The organism is Roseivirga echinicomitans (genome assembly GCF_001592935.1).
GTDB lineage: Bacteria > Bacteroidota > Bacteroidia > Cytophagales > Cyclobacteriaceae > Roseivirga > Roseivirga echinicomitans.
Window position 1 is genome coordinate 1 of the sequence record NZ_LRDB01000003.1, and the last position, 17,373, is coordinate 17,373.

Below are 17,373 nucleotides of genomic sequence, written 5' to 3' on the forward strand. Positions count from 1 at the left end.
GGTAATCAGGTAATCAGGTAAGGCGAACTTTAGGACGGAAATAGGGTTACCAATTTCAGAGTTTTATTCTCCGAAATATTCTACAAAATTTCTTGGGGTTTCATAAAGACGCAAGCTATGGAGTTTTCCTGTGCTAGTGATTTTGGCTACTTCAGGTTCTAGAATCTTCCAGATTTCCATTACCAAAATTTCGCAGCTGGCCATTTTACCTTGCATGAAATCCACATCGATATTCAGGTTCTTGTGGTCTAATTTTTCGATCACTTCTGCCCTAATTACATTGGAAAGCTGTTTTAGGTCTACCACAAACCCAGTTTCAGGATCTGGTTTTCCTTTCACAGTCGTAATCAATTCGAAATTATGGCCGTGCCAATTGGCATTAGCACATGGCCCAAAAACTTCAACGTTTTTTTCTTCCGACCAATTAGGATTGTACAGCTTGTGTGCTGCGTTAAAATGCTCTTTCCTACTGATGTAGATCATACCTTCTCTTCAATTTCGGTGCAAATATAATGGGTATTTGCTTAACTTTGGCAAGCACAAATTCAGATACTTTATGATTGTAGTAACGGGAGCAGCGGGTTTTATTGGAAGTTGTCTAGTAAGCAAATTGAATAGTGAAGGTTTCAATCACATCATCGTGGTTGATAAGTTCGACAATGAAGAAAAAAACAAAAATCTAGAGGGTAAACTTATTCTCGAGTCTATCGACAGAGACGACTTTTTTACTTGGCTCGATACCGTAGGCGAAAAAGTGGAATTCATTTTCCACCTAGGCGCCAGAACAGATACCGCTGAGTTTGACAAAGCCTTGTTAAGTAAAATGAATACAGAATACACCAAACAGATTTGGGAGAAATGTATTCAGTATCAAATCCCAATGGTTTATGCTTCCTCTGCTGCTACTTATGGTTTGGGCGAATATGGCTATGATGATAACCAAGAAAACATCCCTAAACTGATTCCTCTTAACCCCTATGGAGAATCTAAAAACGACTTTGATAAGTGGGCGATCAAGCAAGAAAAGCAACCTTTCTTCTGGGCTGGTTTGAAGTTCTTTAACGTGTATGGCCCTAATGAATATCACAAAGGCAGAATGGCTTCAGTGATCATGCACGCCTTCAACCAAATAGAGAAAACAAGCGCAATGAAACTCTTCAGATCTCACAATCCTGACTTTAAGGACGGTGAGCAAATGAGAGATTTCGTTTATGTAAAAGATGTGGTTGACGTTTGTTATTTCTTAATGCATCACCGAAAAGACTCTGCCATCTACAACTTAGGAAGTGGCAAAGCCAGAACTTTCTTAGATCTTGTAAAGGCCACTTTCAAGGCAATGGACAAGAAAGAAGAGATTTCATTTATAGATACACCTGCCGACATTCGCGACAAGTATCAATATTTTACTGAAGCCAATATGGCCAAGCTAAAGTCGATTGGCTTTACGCAAGAGTTCACTTCTTTAGAAGCTGGTGTGGAAGATTATGTGAAGAACTATCTGTCCAACCATAGTTATTACTAGTATTCCCAGCAGCGTATAGACATGAAAAAAGGTAGAGCGCAAACTCTACCTTTTTTGTTTTAAAGTTCTTCAGTTGCTGATCAACCCCCAATCCATTCGGCTACGAAGAGATTGGTATCTCTTGTCCCTCCGTTATTTCTGTTGGAAGAGAACACCAAGTATTTACCATCATTCGAGAACACAGGAAAAGCATCAAAAGTATCGTCTTGTGTAATTCGGGTTAAGCCAGTTCCATCAATATTGATCATGTATAAATTGAAAGGAAAACCACGCGTAGCCGTATGGTTTGAAGCGAAAATGATTTTCTCGCCAGAAGGATGAAAGAAAGGTGCCCAGTTGGCTTGCCCTAAATCTGTAAGTTTTTTCAGGTCAGAACCATCTGCATTACAAATGTAAAGCTCCATGTTGGTAGGCATTACCAAACCTTCTTTGAGTAAGTCCTGATAAATCTTAATGTCTTCTTCCGTCTTAGGTCTAGAAGATCTGAAAATCAATTTCTCGCCATCAGGAGAGAAAAAAGCACCGCCATCATAACCCAACTCATTCGTAATTTGCTTTACATCAGAGCCATCAATATTCATAGTGAAAAGCTCCAAATCACCAGTTCTCATGGAAGTAAAAACGATTCTATCTCCTTTTGGAGATACGGTAGCCTCCGCATCGTAGCCAGGATTATCAGTAAGTTGAGCGATGATCTCACCATCCATATTGGCCGTGAAAATATCGTAGTCAGGATAAATAGGCCAAATATACTTACCGTCTTCGCGAGGCCCAGGAACAGGAGGACAATTCTCATCCCCTAAATGGGTAGAGCCATAAACGAAGGTGTTGTCTGGCAGAAAATAAGCACAAGTAGTTCTTCCCATGCCGGTGCTCACTATTTCCGGTTTATTGTTTTTTAAATCGTCATTACGCCAGTCTGTAATAAACATTTGATCACAACTAACACCCCATTCAGCATAATCTGATTGAAACACTAGGTAGTTGTCATCAAAGCTCCAGTAAGCTTCGGCATTATTTCCTCCAAAAGTCAATTGCTTAATGTTCTTAAGGAATTTCATTTCCTCTGGCTTTAACAGAAGTGAATCCAAATTTTCTTGTGACTCTACTTCTGTAGTTTTCTGCTTGGGGGAATTACAGCTAAAAACAACAAACAGCGTTAATAGCAGACAATACTTATTCTTCATTATGATGTCGTAAATTGAAGCTGCGAAGATAAGGATTATTATCTTTGACCATAAATTCTAAGACATGAGAAAAATCACTTTTTACATAAGCATCATCAGTTTTATTGGGCTGGGCAGCTGTACTAGCTATACTACCGATAAGGAAATCCGCACGGGTGTAGAAAAAGACGTAGCCTACTTGGCCGATGACAAATTAGAAGGCAGGGCCATTGGAACTCCAGGAGAAGAATTGGCAGCCGAATACATAGCCGCAGCTTTTAAAAAGTATGGTCTTGAGCCTAAAGGCACTGACGGTTATATGCAGCCTTTCAATGTGAAAAAATCAACCAGCCCGCATGAAGAAGCCGTCATTGGCGATGCTGAAGGTGGAATTACCGGAAGAAACGTAGTTGGATACATTGATAACGGAGCCGAAAACACGGTAGTCATTGGCGCTCATTTCGACCATTTAGGATATGGGGAAGAGGGCTCTCTTTACCGAGGAGAAAAGGCTATTCACAATGGAGCCGATGATAATGCCAGCGGTACGGCTGCCATGATTCAATTGGCAAGAATTCTTAAGAATAAAGGGAAAGATAAAAACTACCTTTTCATGGCTTTCTCTGGAGAAGAGAACGGGCTTTGGGGTTCGAATTACTTCTCTAAAAACTCAACCATTGATTTAGGTACCGTGGATTACATGATCAACATGGACATGGTAGGTAGAATGAATGACGAAAAAACAGTAGCCATTAATGGCGTTGGCACCAGTCCAGTATGGATGGATAAAATCGAAGCCGCCAACACAGATACTTTGAAGTTAGTAACTTCTGAGTCTGGCATTGGCCCATCCGATCACACTTCGTTCTACCTACAGGATTTACCCGTGCTGCATTTCTTTACAGGCCAACATGAAGACTATCACCGTCCTTCGGATGATGCTGATAAAATCAATTACCATGGCATAGTGAAAGTGGTTCGACTTATTGAACGTCTCGTATTGTCGCTAGATCAAGAAGAGAAAATCGCCTTTACCAAAACAAAAGACGAATCCGGTGATAGCCCACGATTCACAGTTTCCCTTGGCGTAGTGCCCGATTACCTTTACGATGGCCAAGGCATGAGAATAGACGGTGTTTCTGAAGAAAAGCCAGCGCAAAAAGCAGGCATGCAAAAAGGAGATATTGTAATGAAGCTTGGCGACTCTACCATTGTGGATATGATGAGTTATATGAGGGCCCTTGCGGCTTTCCAACTTGGTGACGAAACCAAAGTGGAATTTAAACGAGGCGAAGAATTAAAAACGGTGGATATTAAATTCTAAGGGAATTGTCCTTAGTACCGTAGATTATCTAGGTGCTCACGATATGTGAGCACCTATTTTTTTTTGTACTTTAGATAAATAATAACCAGCAATGTATAGTGAGTGATAATTAGAATGGAAGAGGAAAATCAAATACTAAAAATTATTCATCTATCTAGTGACTTTCGAGGTCCTGATAACAATCAATCTATTTATAACTTACTAGAATCAACAGGCTATTTTTCAAATTTCGACCAAATAAGTATAGACGCTATTCAAGCTGGACTTACAAAGCATCCAAAAGTCATTGAAGAATGGCTTGAATGGTCTGAAAGTAAACGGGGCAATTCGGGTTGGTATTTCAAAAATGATAATGAGAAGTCAGTTGTAGGTTATTATACTGGATCGGAAGACACAAGCTCTTCGATAAATTATTCAGACTTACATGAAGCATGTGCAACATTTATTAAGAATGAAATTGAAGATGTCAGAATGAATGAGTGATGCACCACACTCAAACAAGCCGCTTACCAAAAGCTCTTCAAGCAGATTTAGTGGTCAGTTAAATCATATAGTCGCAGCGAGACGCAACGGCTAGTGGGGGCGCCATGGCTTGTGGGGCTGAATCACCAATAATCACAATGACAAGTTCAGCCAGAAAATATTCATTTTTTAAATGGCTGATTTTTACTTACTTATAACCCTTAATAGCGTACCTAAACCTAAAAAGGTTATTTTTTAGCTTTGCTTCGTTTAGCCTTGGTCAAAACTTTTAAAATCAGAAATATATTTTTTACTCGTAAAAACTCAATCACATGTATCATCAACAACCTTGGTCGGGTACTCAAAAAGTAGGATTTAGATTCACATTTATATTCTTTCTGCTCTTCATTCTACCCTTTCCATTTTCCACAATTTTTGGTGTTTTCGATCTCTATATTTTAGATCAGTTATTCTCCAGTTTCTGGCAATGGTTTGCACAACTAATCGCAAGCACATTTTTAGGGATAAGCGAATTGTCTGTTAACCCAACGGGCAGTGGAGATAAAACTGTCGACTGGATCTTCTATATCTCGTTTTTCGCTTTAGCCATTTTTGGAAGTCTTATTTGGACAGCATTAGATCGCAAACGCACCAATTACTACAGATTATGGAGGATTTTCGTGATGATAGTGGTTTACTATCTGGTTTATTATATGGCCATTTATGGTTTCATCAAGGTTTTCTGGCTACAAATGCCAGAGCTTCATATAGATAGACTCCTCAAAACTTATGGACAGTCATCTCCTATGGGGCTTCTGTGGACTTTTATGGGCGCTTCTAAAACGTACTCTGTGTATGCAGGCCTCAGTGAGGTGATTGCAGGAACACTGCTACTTTTTAAGCGAACCCGCACGCTGGGCGGCATGGTCACTTTCGGGGTAATGTTCAATGTGTTTATGATGAACATGGCCTATGACGTTCCCGTAAAATTGTTCTCTGCCCAGTTAATGATTATGGGGCTTTACATTGCTATGATAGACTATAAAGCAATCTTTGGCCTGCTCATTTTCAGAAAAAGCGAAGACCTTATTGCTTGGCCGCCATTCTTTAAATCTTCCCGTAATAACGCCATATTATTGACCTTGATGGTACTTTTTGTTGCATACAACTATTACCAAAGAATTGATGCTGGAATTTCAGGCAGAGCTCAATATGGAGAGTTAAGACCAAAATCGAGTTTATATGGGCTTTATGATGTAGAACACTTCGTTCAAAATGGTGATACCATACCTCCACTGATGACAGACGATATACGCTGGCAAAGAATGATATTTGACTCCCCTGTGAATACGCAGGTGATGTACATGGATGATCGACTTCAATATTATACTACACAGATCGATACAGTAGAAAGGCTCATTACTTTCAAGATAGGTAGAGACAGTTTACAAAAGAGCTATGATCTGAATTACGAAAAGCTCGAGGATGGCATGAAAATTAGTGGAGTATTCGAAAGTGACACCTTGAACATCAGGCTTAAAACTTACGACCTCTCCAATTTCTACCTCACCAACCGTGGTTTTCATTTGCTCAACGAAGTGCCATGGCATAGGTATGATCCAATACCAAAACCTAATTGGTAGGCATTATCTAGTCTTAGGTACTGTCTTAAAAAGCAAGTATATATTTTAGATTTTCATTAGACTTCTACCATTCACATCTTGGGCTTATGTTCATGCGAGAAAGTCTTAATCTAATTGTATATTGATTTTTCTATCCTAGCATCATTGCTACCTCTTAAGTTCTGGCGCTATCTTTTCATTGTTTTTTAAACCATAAGTATCACCATATGTGTTTTTCTGCTGGAGCAAGTTTTGGAGCAAGTGCAGTGCTAGCAACTGTGGGGGTTGTCACCCTGAGGAAGGTACAAACACCAAATCAACTACCTTTCGCAAGCATACCCATACTATTTGCTATTCAGCAATTCTCTGAAGGCATGCTTTGGGTTGCTTTATCCAATTCAGATTATAGTGCTTGGCAAAACATTTCTATGTATGTTTTTCTCACTTTTGCACAGGTTATTTGGCCTTTATTGGTCCCTCTTTCAATATGGATGGTTGAAAAAAGAGAAAAAGAGAAAAGGATTTTACTCTTTCTGACTGGGGTCGGTGTAATTGTTGCCTCTTATTTAGCTTATTGTATTGTTGCTTACCCTCTCCATGCACAGATTGTTGGATATCATATCAGCTATACACTTGAATTCCCTTATCAACTAGTCCAAATCAGTGGTATTTTATATTTTATTTCTACAGTGTTATCACCATTCATGTCAAGTCAAAAAAGGATGAAATTGCTCGGGGTTACCATTTTAGCTGCTCATTTTATTAGCAAAATGTTCTTTTCCGAATTTGCACTTTCGGTATGGTGCTTTTTTGCAGCTGGGCTTAGTATAATTGTTTTGTCTGTTATCACCCTCCAGAGCAAGGATTCACAGCAAACAGTAAAGTTATTCTCTTGGAGAGACTGAGCTTTCGGCTCTGAACACTTTTAGTGCGACAAACGAGGGAAGGAAATAGAGAAGAGAGGGAAGCGTAGCAATAGGCTAATTTTTTAGTAATTTTAAAGTAAAACTCCAGGTTGATTATCCTCAGAACGATACTATCCTTTCTACGCGACAAGCATTACAGAAATTTACTTTTTGCAACGGTATCGGTATTGGTCATAGGCACTGTTACCTATCATTATTTGGAACAATGGACTTGGTTAGATTCGCTCTACTTTTCAATCATCACTTTAACCACTGTGGGTTACGGAGATTTTTCACCTCAAACCGATTGGGGTAAAATCTTCACTATCATCTATATCATTATTGGAGTTGGCCTTATTCTTACCTTTATCAATACTGTATACAACCATTTCAAAAACATCCCCCAAGACCACTTTAACCAGAAGAATTAAATTGTTTATTGTATTTGGCATTATTGAGCCAAACTCACAATTGATCTAAGTGTAGTATTTAGACGAATACTGAAAACCACTTTCGTCATATTTAGTGATAAGTATTAACTTACATAGTCGCTGCGAGACGCATCGACTAGCAGAAAATAATGACGATCATAAAATGAATAAAACCCATAAGTATGAGCCTTAAAACTCTAGCTCTGATATCAATGGTAGTGGGGTTAACAAAGCTTGGGATTCGATTTTATGATCTCATCGTTAAAAAGCCTGCTTGGGAGTCTCATGTTCCTCAGACCATTTTTTTAAGCAAGAAAATAATTATTTTATATCTAAAGTTGCTAATAAGCACATTCCCGATTTTCTCATTCAGAATTACGAACCGCACATTGCAATGGATTCATAATATATTGGTAGTTCTAATCTATGTAACAGCTCTGCTGGTAAATCAGAAACTTCAGAATATTCACTAATGCTCACTTGTATAATAAGTTAATGAGCCCGAAAAATGAAGAGAGATAAAGAAGTAGTTGAAGATAAAAAAGAACCAGAATTTGAAGAAAAGAATTTTGGCTTAGCTGCAAAAGCTTATTTGTTTGCCTTAATAGGCTTGGGAATAATTGCCTTGATCGTTTGGCTAGTAAAGCTATTTCGATAAGAACGGGAGGAACCTAACTAGTCGAAACGAAACGCCACAACTAGTGACATCACAAACCCACAATTTCATGAACCATCTTATTCCCGTAGCAGTTTGAATACCATGCAAAACCATTTTGATTTAGTAATTATAGGAGGCGGCCCCATCGGACTTAATTGTGCTATTGAAGCCACAAAAGCCAACTTAAATTACGTGGTGTTGGAAAAAGGAACTTTGGTGAATTCCATCTATCACTTCCCTACCAATATGACCTTCTTTTCCACCTCCAATTTGTTAGAAATTGGTGGCGTACCCTTTATCTCCCATACGGATAAACCCACAAGAAGGGAAGCCTTAGAATATTTTAGAAGGGTTCAAGAAAGCTGGAAACTGAACATAAAACCCTACACCAGGGTAGATAAAATGACTTCTGAAAACGAAGTGTATCACATCGAGACAAAGAAAGGCACATACACCGCCAACAGCGTAATTGTCGCGACTGGCTTTTATGATACACCCCGACTCTTAGGCATTCCAGGCGAAAACCTACCGAAGGTGAAGCATTTTTATGATGATCCTCATCCTTATGTAGATCAAAACCTGGTGGTAATTGGTTCGGCCAACTCGGCCTGCGATGTGGCTTTAGAAACCTATTACAAAGGAGCGGAAGTCACTATGGTTATTCGTGAGTCAGAAATTTACCCTAAGGTGAAGTACTGGATCAAACCCAATATTGAAAATAGAATTAAAGAAGGGGCAATCAAGGCTTATTTTAATTCCACAGTTACTGAAATTACAGAACACCAAGTTCGGATCAATACACCTGACGGCCCATTAACCATTGAGAACGATTTCGTTTTGGCCATGACAGGCTACAAACCCAACTATGCTTTATTCGAAGCCTTGGGCATTCATATTTCAGAAGATGAGTTAAAAATCCCTGTGCATCATGCAGACACGCTGGAAACCAATTTGCCCAATGTATATGTGGCTGGAGTGATTAATTCTGGAATGCAGACAAGCACGCTGTTTATTGAGAATACAAGGGTGCATTCTGAAATGATTATTAAGGCTATTCAGGCTAAGAACCCATCTTTATAGTCGCAGTGATAGCAAAGAACCCTCCAAGGGTTTGAAACCCTTGGAGGGTTGAGTGATTTGTATCCCCATCTGGTCTAAGCGTCTGGCTTAGACCAATTCTTCATAGTCGCAGCATGAAGCTACGACTAGTGGAGCAATTTGTATCGCTATCCTACCTTCCATTTGATATTACAGCCCACACTTGGTCGCTGTTCAAAATCAATTTTCTCGTTATTCAACACGCAATCTAAGGCAGAGCGTAATTCTTTGCCTGTTACAGGCAGGCCATTCCCCGGCCTTGAATCATCAAATTGGCCACGATACACGCATTTTAATTCGGCATCAAACACGTAGAAATCGGGCGTGCAAGCCGCTTGATAAGCTTTGGCCACTTCTTGGGTTTCATCAAACAGGTAAGGAAAAGTATAACCTACTTTTTCGGCCTCCACTTTCATTAAGTCTGGCGAATCCTGCGGGTAGTTTTCAACATCGTTTGAGCTGATGGCTATAAAAGACACACCTTTCACTTGATAGTCTTTTGCCAAAGCTACAATTCCTTCGTCCACGTGCTTTACAAAAGGGCAGTGATTACAGATAAACATAATCACCGTGGCTTTGTCAGATTTCAGTTCATTCAATGAAAGCATTTGACCAGAAACGGTATCCAGTAATTTAAAATCAGGAGCCGTTGTCCCCAGTGGTAACATGTTGGAAGGAATTCTTGACATGTTTACTGTTTACTGTTTACTGTTTACTGTTTACTGTTTACTGTTTACGAAGAAACGCATTAGCATTAAGTCAGCCGATGGTTATTTCCTGTGTTATCAAACCAAATGCGCCAACGCCAAACCAGCGAAAGTTAGGGCTAGGAAGAAACCGAGCATATCGGTAACTGTCGTTAAAATTGGGCCGGAAGCCAAAGCTGGATCTACTTTCATTTTCTTTAAAAACAATGGAATTGTACCTCCAATAGCAACGGCAACAACCGTGTTAATGGCCAATGCACCACCCACGACTAAGCCTAAATAGGCATTGCCCTGCCAAAAGAAAGCCGCCAAACCAATCAGTGCGCCAAGCACTACTCCGTTGATCAAGCCCACTTTGACTTCTTGCCAAAGCACACGCATTAATTCATAAGGCTTTACCACCCCCAGCGAAAGCTCTCTTAAACTTACCGCTACGGCTTGGTTACCAGAACAGCCGCTCATATCCGAAATTACTGGAAGGAAAACAGCCAAGGCAATCACTTCCTGAAGGGTGTCTTGATAAAAAGCAATGATACTCGCTGCTAAGATGTTCAAGAGTATGTTGACACTCAGCCAAGAAAGTCTTCTGCGTGAACGAAGCAAAACGGGCATGGTACGCAGCTCTTCCCCGCCCACAATACCTTGCGTTTCTAATAATTCTGTATTAAAACGATCATTTTCCGCTTCTCTCACATGCTTCCGCATGACGATACCGAGCAATATATTCGCCTCGTTGACTACGGGTACTCCATAAAAATCGTATTTATCGAAAAAGCTGATGAGGTCAGTAAGGTGATCTGTATCCTTTACTGTAAGCGCATTTTTTATTACAATTTTTGAAAGCGGAACGGACGCTTTTGAAAGCAGCAAGTCCCGCATTTGGAGCACACCAACAAACTCTCCCTTGTCCACTACATAAATGTACTGAACATTATAGTCCTCATATTCTTCAGAGTTATCTCGCAGTTTCGTGGTGATTTGGCCAACGGTTTCGTTGCTTTCAAAAGCCAAATACTCCGTAATCATTACCCCGCCAGCACAGTCCGAATCGTAGTGAATTAGTCTCCGAATATTCTCCGCCTCCTTAGGGTACATTTCCTCCAAAATGGCGTGTGCGTCATCGTCATCCAGTTCAGAAATAATGTCTACCTGCTCATCGGAATAGAGTTGGTTTAGAATAGAAGCAGCTGTTTCCGTCTCCGTGTCTTCTATGAGCTGGACGGCCTGTGATTGCGGAATTCGCTCTAGTAAGCTTGCGCCATCTTCGGCACTCATCAAACCCAGCAAATCATTCTGCTCGGTTCTATTCAAATGGCTAAAAGCATGGACAATGTCTTCCGACTTATTCTCATCCATGTAATCATGAATACCCTCTTGATCCGAAGAAGCAATCAACTCAGCCAGTTGCTCCCACGATTTCACTTCCTTCTCCATGCTACTTTTTCTCTTTTACTTTCTTACCCCAATATGCATCAGGGCATCCCCTTGGTGAACGATTGGATTGTTATTCAAACCTATCACATAACCAGAAACAGGGCTTTTAATTTTAATTTTTGAACCACCAAAAGGATCACTGATATGACCGATAAGCTGGTTTTTCTCTACTTCTGAACCATAGGGAACCATGGTTAAGAAAACCCCTGAGGTTTTCGCTCTAATCCAAGAGGAGCTATTGATGATTTTGGTCACATGTGGCGCTTCTGGTGCGCGTTCACGCATGCCCAAATGTTTCATCACTCTCAAAGCCCCGTTGATGCCTTGCTGTATTGCAAATTCGTCAAATCGAGCCGATTCTCCCCCCTCATACACCAAAATTTGCTTGCCCATTTTAGCAGCCGTTTGGCGCATAGATTTAGGTCTAAAAGGGCTATTCAGGATAAATGAAGGCTGAAATATTTCAGCAAGTTGCTGGTTCTTAGGCTCCTTCATCGCGCAACGAATCTGCGGATAGTTCGTGCGGTCCGCTCCTCCGGTATGGAAGTCCAAACCCATATCGATTTTAGGAATTATATCCGTAGTAAGAAAATGGGCTACTCTAGCGGCCAAAGAACCATTCTTGTTTCCCGGAAATGATCTGTTCACATCTTTGCCATCGGGCACATAGCGGCTAAAATGTATAAAGCCAAACATATTAATGATGGGAATACAAATGACGGTTCCCACCCGCGGTATGTGTTGATCTTTCTCTATAATTCTACGGACAATTTCGGTACCGTTAATTTCATCACCATGCATACCTCCACTGAGGAGCAAAGTAGGCCCGTCAATTTCTGAACGGGCTACTGTGATGTGTAAATCAATTGGCGAATGCGAAGGAAGTCGCGCAATATTAATATTGATTTTAGTCTCTTGACCTGGCAATATTTGTTTGCCTCCGATTACTAATGGCGCTCTCAATACTTATTTCTTTTTCAGTTGAATATCGTAAACATCCGTTCTTCGGTCTTTCAAATTGCGCACCGCACCTTTGTTGTGCAATGTCCAAAGCAAGTCTAAGTCTACATCGGCCACCAAAATCATTTCTGTGTTGGCCGTGGCTTCAGCCTTAATTCCTGTGGTTGGGAAAGCAAAATCGCAAGGAGTAAACACAACTGACTGAGCAAACTGGATGTCCATGTTTTCTACCTTCGGAAGGTTACCCACAGAGCCAGCAATGGCCACGTAGCATTCGTTTTCGATTGCCCTTGCTCTAGCGCAATAACGCACACGAGAGTAACCATTTTGAGTATCGGTCAGGAAGGGAACGAACAGAATATTCATGCCATCATTCGCCAAAATCCTTGGCAGCTCGGGGAATTCCACATCGTAACAAATCAACACGCCAATTGGGCCGCAATCTGTTTCATAGACTTTAACAGTATCTCCACCCGTCAAGCCCCAATATTTAGCTTCATCTGGGGTGACGTGCATTTTGGTGTATTCTTCAAAAGTACCATCTCTTCGGCACAAAAAGCCCACATTATATAGCTTAGGGCCATCCATTTTAGGCATACTGCCTGTAATGATGTTTACATTATAGCTAATGGCCAGTTTGGAAAAGCGCTCTCTAATTTCTTCGGTAAACTCTGCCAACTTACGAATGGCTTCGGCCTCAGAAAGGTGATTGTACTTGGCCATTAAAGGCGCGTTGAAGAATTCTGGAAACAAAGCGAAGTCACTTTTGTAACCCGAAACGGCATCCACAAAAAACTCAATCTGCTCAAAAAGCTCATCGATTCCATTGTACGGCCGCATTTGCCACTGAATCAATCCTAAGCGAACTACTTTCTTTTGATCGCTAAGCTGAGGTTCCTGTTCAACATAATAAATGTTGTTCCATTCTAAAAGTACTGCATAATCCTCCGACTCGTCATCACCTGGCATGTAGCCCTTGATCACTTTGTTGACGTGGAAATCATTACTCAACTGAAAGGTAAGGGTAGGATCGTAAAGCTGCTTAAGCTTCACTTGATCTATATATTGTCTTGGCGTAAGCTCATTTGAATACTTGTGATAGTTCGGAATTCGCCCACCGAAAACAACCGCCTCTAGGTTCAAGTTTTCGCAAAGCTCCTTACGGGCATCATAAAGTCTTCGACCTAAGCGCAAGCCTCTAAAGCCCGGCTTAATAAACACCTCAATACCATAAATCACATCGCCATTTGGGTCGTGGGTAGAGAAAGAATAATTACCTGTTATTTTTGCATAGGTGTGGTTGTCACCGAATTTATCGTAGTCTACAATTAAACTCAGCGCACAACCCGCTATTTCATCGTCAGCCACAATGACCAACTGACCTTCAGGGAAAATATCTATGAGCTTCTGGATATGGTGTTCGTCCCACCATCCGCCTGACCAATTTTCATAGGCCGCTTTCATAGATTCTGTTAAGTTTTTGAAGTCACTGATTTCAAGTTGCCTCAGTTCAATTTTCTGTATTTCCCTCATATCCTATTAAGATAGTAAATGCCTGCAATGTTCAAATAAAAAATGATTGATTGTAAGAATATTTTCTCTTAGAAAACACCCCAAACCTTGTTATGGATCATTTTATCTAAGACAGTCATTCTAAGGAAAAGTCACTTCTACACCCCTTGTTTTTTAACAATCCTTAACACCTTCATACCGCAAGTAAATTGTCAAAGCCTACATCTAAGCTTTCAAACGAATGAGAATTTAAAAGTCAAAAATTATGAAAAAGTCAAAAATGAAATGGTTAGGAACACTAGGGCTTGCAGTATTATTAGCGTCTAATTTAAATGTAAATGCACAAGGATTCAGAGGGGATCAAAAGCCTCCTTCAGATCATCCAATGGAGATGAATAATGGGCAAAAACCAGAACAGAGAGGACCAGAACGTAGGGGGTTAGAAATTCCAAACCTGACTACCGCGCAAGAGAGTCAGCTGAAAGAATTTCACTTACAAGAAGTGAAGAAAGCGCAGCCCATGGAAAATCTGGTCGCAGAAAAAGAAGCTCGACTCAATACACTTACCTCAGCTGAAAAATATGATGAGAAAGCGGTGAACAAGGTGATTGAAGAAATTGGTGATTTGAAAACTGACTTGGCCAAGTTGAAAGTAGCTGGTCAACAGAAAATCAAAAGTATTCTAACCGATGAGCAGTTGGTGATCTTTAACCAACATCAGAAAAAAGGACCTAAAGAAAATGGGCCTAGAAGAAATTAAAAATCAGTAGCTTAGTTTTCATAAGGGTTTAGGTAGCATAATCAGCTACCTAAACCTTATCATATCAACCATTACTTGTCAGAAAACCAACTCATATCGGCATTGAAAGAAGGCTCAGAAAGTGCCTTCCGTGACTTGGTAGAAACTTACCAAAATCGCGTATACAATACCTGTCTTGGTATGCTGCAAAACGAGTCGGATGCTGAAGAAACTGCGCAAGATGTATTTATTGAGGTGCACCGTTCTATTGGTGCTTTTCGTGGAGAGTCTAAATTATCGACTTGGCTTTATAGAATTGCCACTACAAAGTCATTAGAGCTGATCAGGAAAAACAAACGCCAAAAGCGTTTTGCCTTTCTTCAGTCTTTGGCAGGAAATGATGAAAAAAGTGACAGCCTAAAGCAAGCGCATTTTGTTCACCCTGGTATTGAAATGGAACAAAAGGAAAATGCGGAAGCACTTTTTCAGGCCATTGGCCAATTACCAGAAACTCAAAAAGTGGCTTTTACCTTACATAAAATTGAAGGCCTAGCCTACCAGCAAATTTCCGAAATTATGGAAACGAGTGTTTCTTCGGTAGAATCACTCATGTTTAGGAGCAAAAAGAATTTGCAAAAGACTTTAAAGAGTTACTATGAAAAAAACTTTAGGGATTAGCGCAAGTATTTTTGAAGAACAGCATCGAATAGAATGAGCATGAAAAACGAGAACAACATAGAGAACAAAATCAGTCAAGCCCTCAATAGCATTGAAGGCATTGAGTCGGCTGAAGTGAAGCCATTTTTCTATACCCGCTTACAGGCGAAAATGGAAAATGAGATTGCTCCTTCTTACGGACGTTTCTCTATTCTAGCCAACTTAAAGTTGAGTTTGGCCATGCTGGCTGTAATAATGGTTTTCAACCTTACCAGTTTAGTGTTTCTTACGAGTAGTCAAGACACCAGTTCAACAGCAACCTCTGCCCTTGATGAGTTTTCTGAGGAGTATTTCTCAAGCCCGAATAATTACGATTACCTAAACGAATACTGAGATGGATTTTATCAAACGCAATAAACTTTTAGGTGGTGCAGTTATAGTGCTAGTAATTTTTAATGCTGCCCTCTTGGTTTTCTTGTGGCTTGGCCGACTCGAGAACAACCGGATGAATAATGGCCCTGAGGCCAAGGGTAGATTTTTAGAAGAGAGCTTAAGCCTTTCACCAGAACAAATCGATCAGTTAGAAATTCTTAAAGCAGCGCATTTCAAACGGATTAACCAATACCAACGAGATTTCAATGAAGCAAGAAGACAACTTCATGGTCTTTTGATGACAGAAAATTCAGACCAAAAAGCCAAAGCGCTATCTGTAAAGATGGGTAATATTCAATCTAAAATTGAAATCTCAACCTTTGATCATTTTGCTTCAATTAGGGCAATATGTACACCAGAGCAGCAACAAACTTTTGATAGAATTATATCAGAAGTACTCCGCAAAGAACCAAGCGGAAACGGACCTCAAGGCGTGAGACCACCCCCACAAGGCGGCCCAGAGGGTAAGAAACCACCTCCCAGAGGAGGCCGGTAAATACAAACCGATTGTCAATTACCCACACGACAATCTGTTACTGATAGCCAATACCTAAAGGAACAAACACATGAAAAAATTACTTCTATTTAGTGCCCTTATGGGGCTAATGTATCAATCATGTACAAACTCTACTATTGAGGGGGAAGAAGAGTTTGAAAACATTATGAAATCTGATTTTTCGAGCATTCTCGATTTGCCTAATGTTTCATATAATTATGCCAACCCCGATTTACCTTCCCATTTTAGAAGTAATGCCTTAGAAAGCATTGACAATACGCCAAGCAATAACCTTATCACCGATGCAGGAGCTACTTTGGGGAGGGTGCTTTTCTACGACAAAAATCTTTCGGCCAATAACACAATCGCCTGTGCATCATGCCACATTCAAGCCAAGGGTTTTGCAGATGCAAACAAATTAAGCGAAGGCTTTTTAGGGGGTAATACGGGAAGAAATTCAATGGCTTTGGCCAATGCGCGGTATTATGATAACGGGAGGTTCTTTTGGGACGAACGAGCGAGAAGCCTTGAAGAACAAGTGTTATTGCCCATTCAGGATGAGGTAGAAATGGGGCTGTCATTATCAGAACTCGTTGACAAACTACAGGCCTTAGATTATTACACTCCGTTATTCCAAGCCGCATTTGGTTCAGCCGAGGTAACGGAAGATCGTGTATCAAAATCATTAAGTCAGTTTGTGAGAAGTATGGTTTCATACCAAGCAAAATTCGATGCAGGTGCAACTCAAGTGAATAATATTGGCAATGATGATTTTCCTAATTTTTCACAAATCGAAAATCAAGGCAAAAGGCTTTTCTTTAGCGGCAGAACTCAATGTAGTAATTGCCATGAAACGGTTGCTTTTTCAGGAGATCAGGCAAGAAATAATGGACTAGATGCCCTTACCAAAGATGCTGGCACGGGAGGAATCACTGGTAGAAACCAAGATTTAGGAAAATTCAAAGTAAGCTCTTTGCGTAATATAGGTCTTACAGCACCTTATATGCACGATGGAAGGTTCAATTCTTTAAGAGAAGTAGTACAGTTTTATAATAACGGAATTCAGGATCACCCCAACTTAGACAATAGACTTGCGCAAAGAAACGGGCGGCCTATTCGCATGAACTTAAATAATCAAGAAATTGATGCAATTGTTGCCTTTTTAAATACGCTAACCGATCAAGAGTTCGTTACAGATGTGAAGTTCTCAAGCCCCTTTGTGGCAAGATGATTTTAACAAATATGTTT

Annotated in this window: 19 protein-coding genes; 13 read left to right on the forward strand and 6 right to left on the reverse strand. The window is 40.3% G+C overall.

Annotated features, from left to right (window positions below; genetic code table 11):
- Positions 1-63 precede the first annotated feature (63 nt).
- A complete protein-coding gene (locus AWN68_RS04850; protein ID WP_068412229.1) occupies positions 64-483 on the reverse strand; it encodes a 6-pyruvoyl trahydropterin synthase family protein in 420 nt (139 codons plus the stop codon).
- A gap of 73 nt (positions 484-556) precedes the next feature.
- Between AWN68_RS04850 and rfaD the strand changes: the two genes are divergently transcribed.
- The gene (gene rfaD, locus AWN68_RS04855) at positions 557-1,522 is read left to right on the forward strand and encodes an ADP-glyceromanno-heptose 6-epimerase (RefSeq protein ID WP_068412232.1); all 966 of its coding nucleotides are present in this window, start codon (positions 557-559) and stop codon (positions 1,520-1,522) included.
- 80 nt (positions 1,523-1,602) lie between these two features.
- On the opposite strand, the gene AWN68_RS04860 is transcribed toward rfaD, so the two are convergent.
- Complete coding sequence (locus AWN68_RS04860) at positions 1,603-2,583, reverse strand: TolB family protein (protein WP_221405704.1); 981 nt, start codon at positions 2,581-2,583, stop codon at positions 1,603-1,605.
- A gap of 190 nt (positions 2,584-2,773) precedes the next feature.
- Between AWN68_RS04860 and AWN68_RS04865 the strand changes: the two genes are divergently transcribed.
- The 7 genes from AWN68_RS04865 (at position 2,774) to AWN68_RS04895 (ending at position 9,170) form a co-directional block, all read left to right on the forward strand.
- The gene (locus AWN68_RS04865) at positions 2,774-4,012 is read left to right on the forward strand and encodes a M20/M25/M40 family metallo-hydrolase (protein ID WP_068412238.1); all 1,239 of its coding nucleotides are present in this window, start codon (positions 2,774-2,776) and stop codon (positions 4,010-4,012) included.
- A gap of 114 nt (positions 4,013-4,126) precedes the next feature.
- Positions 4,127-4,495 (forward strand): hypothetical protein, encoded by a 369-nt coding sequence (locus AWN68_RS04870; RefSeq protein ID WP_157716089.1) that lies wholly within the window; start codon positions 4,127-4,129, stop codon positions 4,493-4,495.
- Between the two features lie 311 nt (positions 4,496-4,806).
- Positions 4,807-6,117, forward strand: coding sequence for a hypothetical protein (locus AWN68_RS04875; protein ID WP_068412242.1), 1,311 nt, complete (start codon positions 4,807-4,809; stop codon positions 6,115-6,117).
- A 206-nt stretch (positions 6,118-6,323) separates the two neighbouring features.
- Positions 6,324-7,001 carry a DUF6629 family protein gene (locus tag AWN68_RS04880; RefSeq protein WP_068412246.1) on the forward strand — a complete coding sequence of 226 codons (678 nt, stop codon included), beginning with the start codon at positions 6,324-6,326 and terminating at the stop codon, positions 6,999-7,001.
- Between the two features lie 110 nt (positions 7,002-7,111).
- On the forward strand, positions 7,112-7,432 hold the full coding sequence (locus tag AWN68_RS04885; RefSeq protein WP_089082100.1) for a potassium channel family protein: 321 nt from the start codon (positions 7,112-7,114) through the stop codon (positions 7,430-7,432).
- A 508-nt stretch (positions 7,433-7,940) separates the two neighbouring features.
- Positions 7,941-8,090, forward strand: a complete 150-nt coding sequence (locus tag AWN68_RS18960; protein ID WP_157716090.1) for a hypothetical protein — start codon at positions 7,941-7,943, stop codon at positions 8,088-8,090.
- A gap of 102 nt (positions 8,091-8,192) precedes the next feature.
- Entirely contained in the window at positions 8,193-9,170 is a 978-nt protein-coding gene (locus tag AWN68_RS04895) for a YpdA family putative bacillithiol disulfide reductase (RefSeq protein ID WP_068412251.1), read from the forward strand.
- A 146-nt stretch (positions 9,171-9,316) separates the two neighbouring features.
- Here the strand turns inward: AWN68_RS04895 and AWN68_RS04900 are convergent, their stop codons facing one another.
- The 4 genes from AWN68_RS04900 to AWN68_RS04915 all read right to left on the reverse strand — a co-directional run bounded on the left by AWN68_RS04900 (position 9,317) and on the right by AWN68_RS04915 (position 13,822).
- Positions 9,317-9,877, reverse strand: a complete 561-nt coding sequence (locus AWN68_RS04900) for a thioredoxin family protein (protein ID WP_068412252.1) — start codon at positions 9,875-9,877, stop codon at positions 9,317-9,319.
- Positions 9,878-9,973: 96 nt separating this feature from the next.
- Complete coding sequence (gene mgtE, locus AWN68_RS04905; RefSeq protein ID WP_068412254.1) at positions 9,974-11,329, reverse strand: magnesium transporter; 1,356 nt, start codon at positions 11,327-11,329, stop codon at positions 9,974-9,976.
- 15 nt (positions 11,330-11,344) lie between these two features.
- Complete coding sequence (locus AWN68_RS04910; protein ID WP_068412255.1) at positions 11,345-12,292, reverse strand: succinylglutamate desuccinylase/aspartoacylase family protein; 948 nt, start codon at positions 12,290-12,292, stop codon at positions 11,345-11,347.
- Positions 12,293-12,295: 3 nt separating this feature from the next.
- Positions 12,296-13,822: a carbon-nitrogen hydrolase family protein gene (locus AWN68_RS04915; protein WP_068412256.1), complete on the reverse strand. Its 1,527-nt coding sequence runs from the start codon at positions 13,820-13,822 to the stop codon at positions 12,296-12,298.
- Between the two features lie 244 nt (positions 13,823-14,066).
- Between AWN68_RS04915 and AWN68_RS04920 the strand changes: the two genes are divergently transcribed.
- The 5 genes from AWN68_RS04920 (at position 14,067) to AWN68_RS04940 (ending at position 17,356) form a co-directional block, all read left to right on the forward strand.
- The gene (locus tag AWN68_RS04920) at positions 14,067-14,561 is read left to right on the forward strand and encodes a Spy/CpxP family protein refolding chaperone (RefSeq protein ID WP_068412257.1); all 495 of its coding nucleotides are present in this window, start codon (positions 14,067-14,069) and stop codon (positions 14,559-14,561) included.
- Positions 14,562-14,636: 75 nt separating this feature from the next.
- A complete protein-coding gene (locus AWN68_RS04925; RefSeq protein WP_068412260.1) occupies positions 14,637-15,218 on the forward strand; it encodes an RNA polymerase sigma factor in 582 nt (193 codons plus the stop codon).
- Positions 15,219-15,257: 39 nt separating this feature from the next.
- Positions 15,258-15,590, forward strand: a complete 333-nt coding sequence (locus tag AWN68_RS04930) for a hypothetical protein (RefSeq protein ID WP_157716091.1) — start codon at positions 15,258-15,260, stop codon at positions 15,588-15,590.
- Position 15,591: 1 nt separating this feature from the next.
- Positions 15,592-16,125: a Spy/CpxP family protein refolding chaperone gene (locus tag AWN68_RS04935; RefSeq protein WP_068412264.1), complete on the forward strand. Its 534-nt coding sequence runs from the start codon at positions 15,592-15,594 to the stop codon at positions 16,123-16,125.
- Positions 16,126-16,195: 70 nt separating this feature from the next.
- Positions 16,196-17,356 (forward strand): cytochrome-c peroxidase, encoded by a 1,161-nt coding sequence (locus AWN68_RS04940; RefSeq protein ID WP_068412266.1) that lies wholly within the window; start codon positions 16,196-16,198, stop codon positions 17,354-17,356.
- The last annotated feature ends 17 nt before the right edge of the window (positions 17,357-17,373 follow it).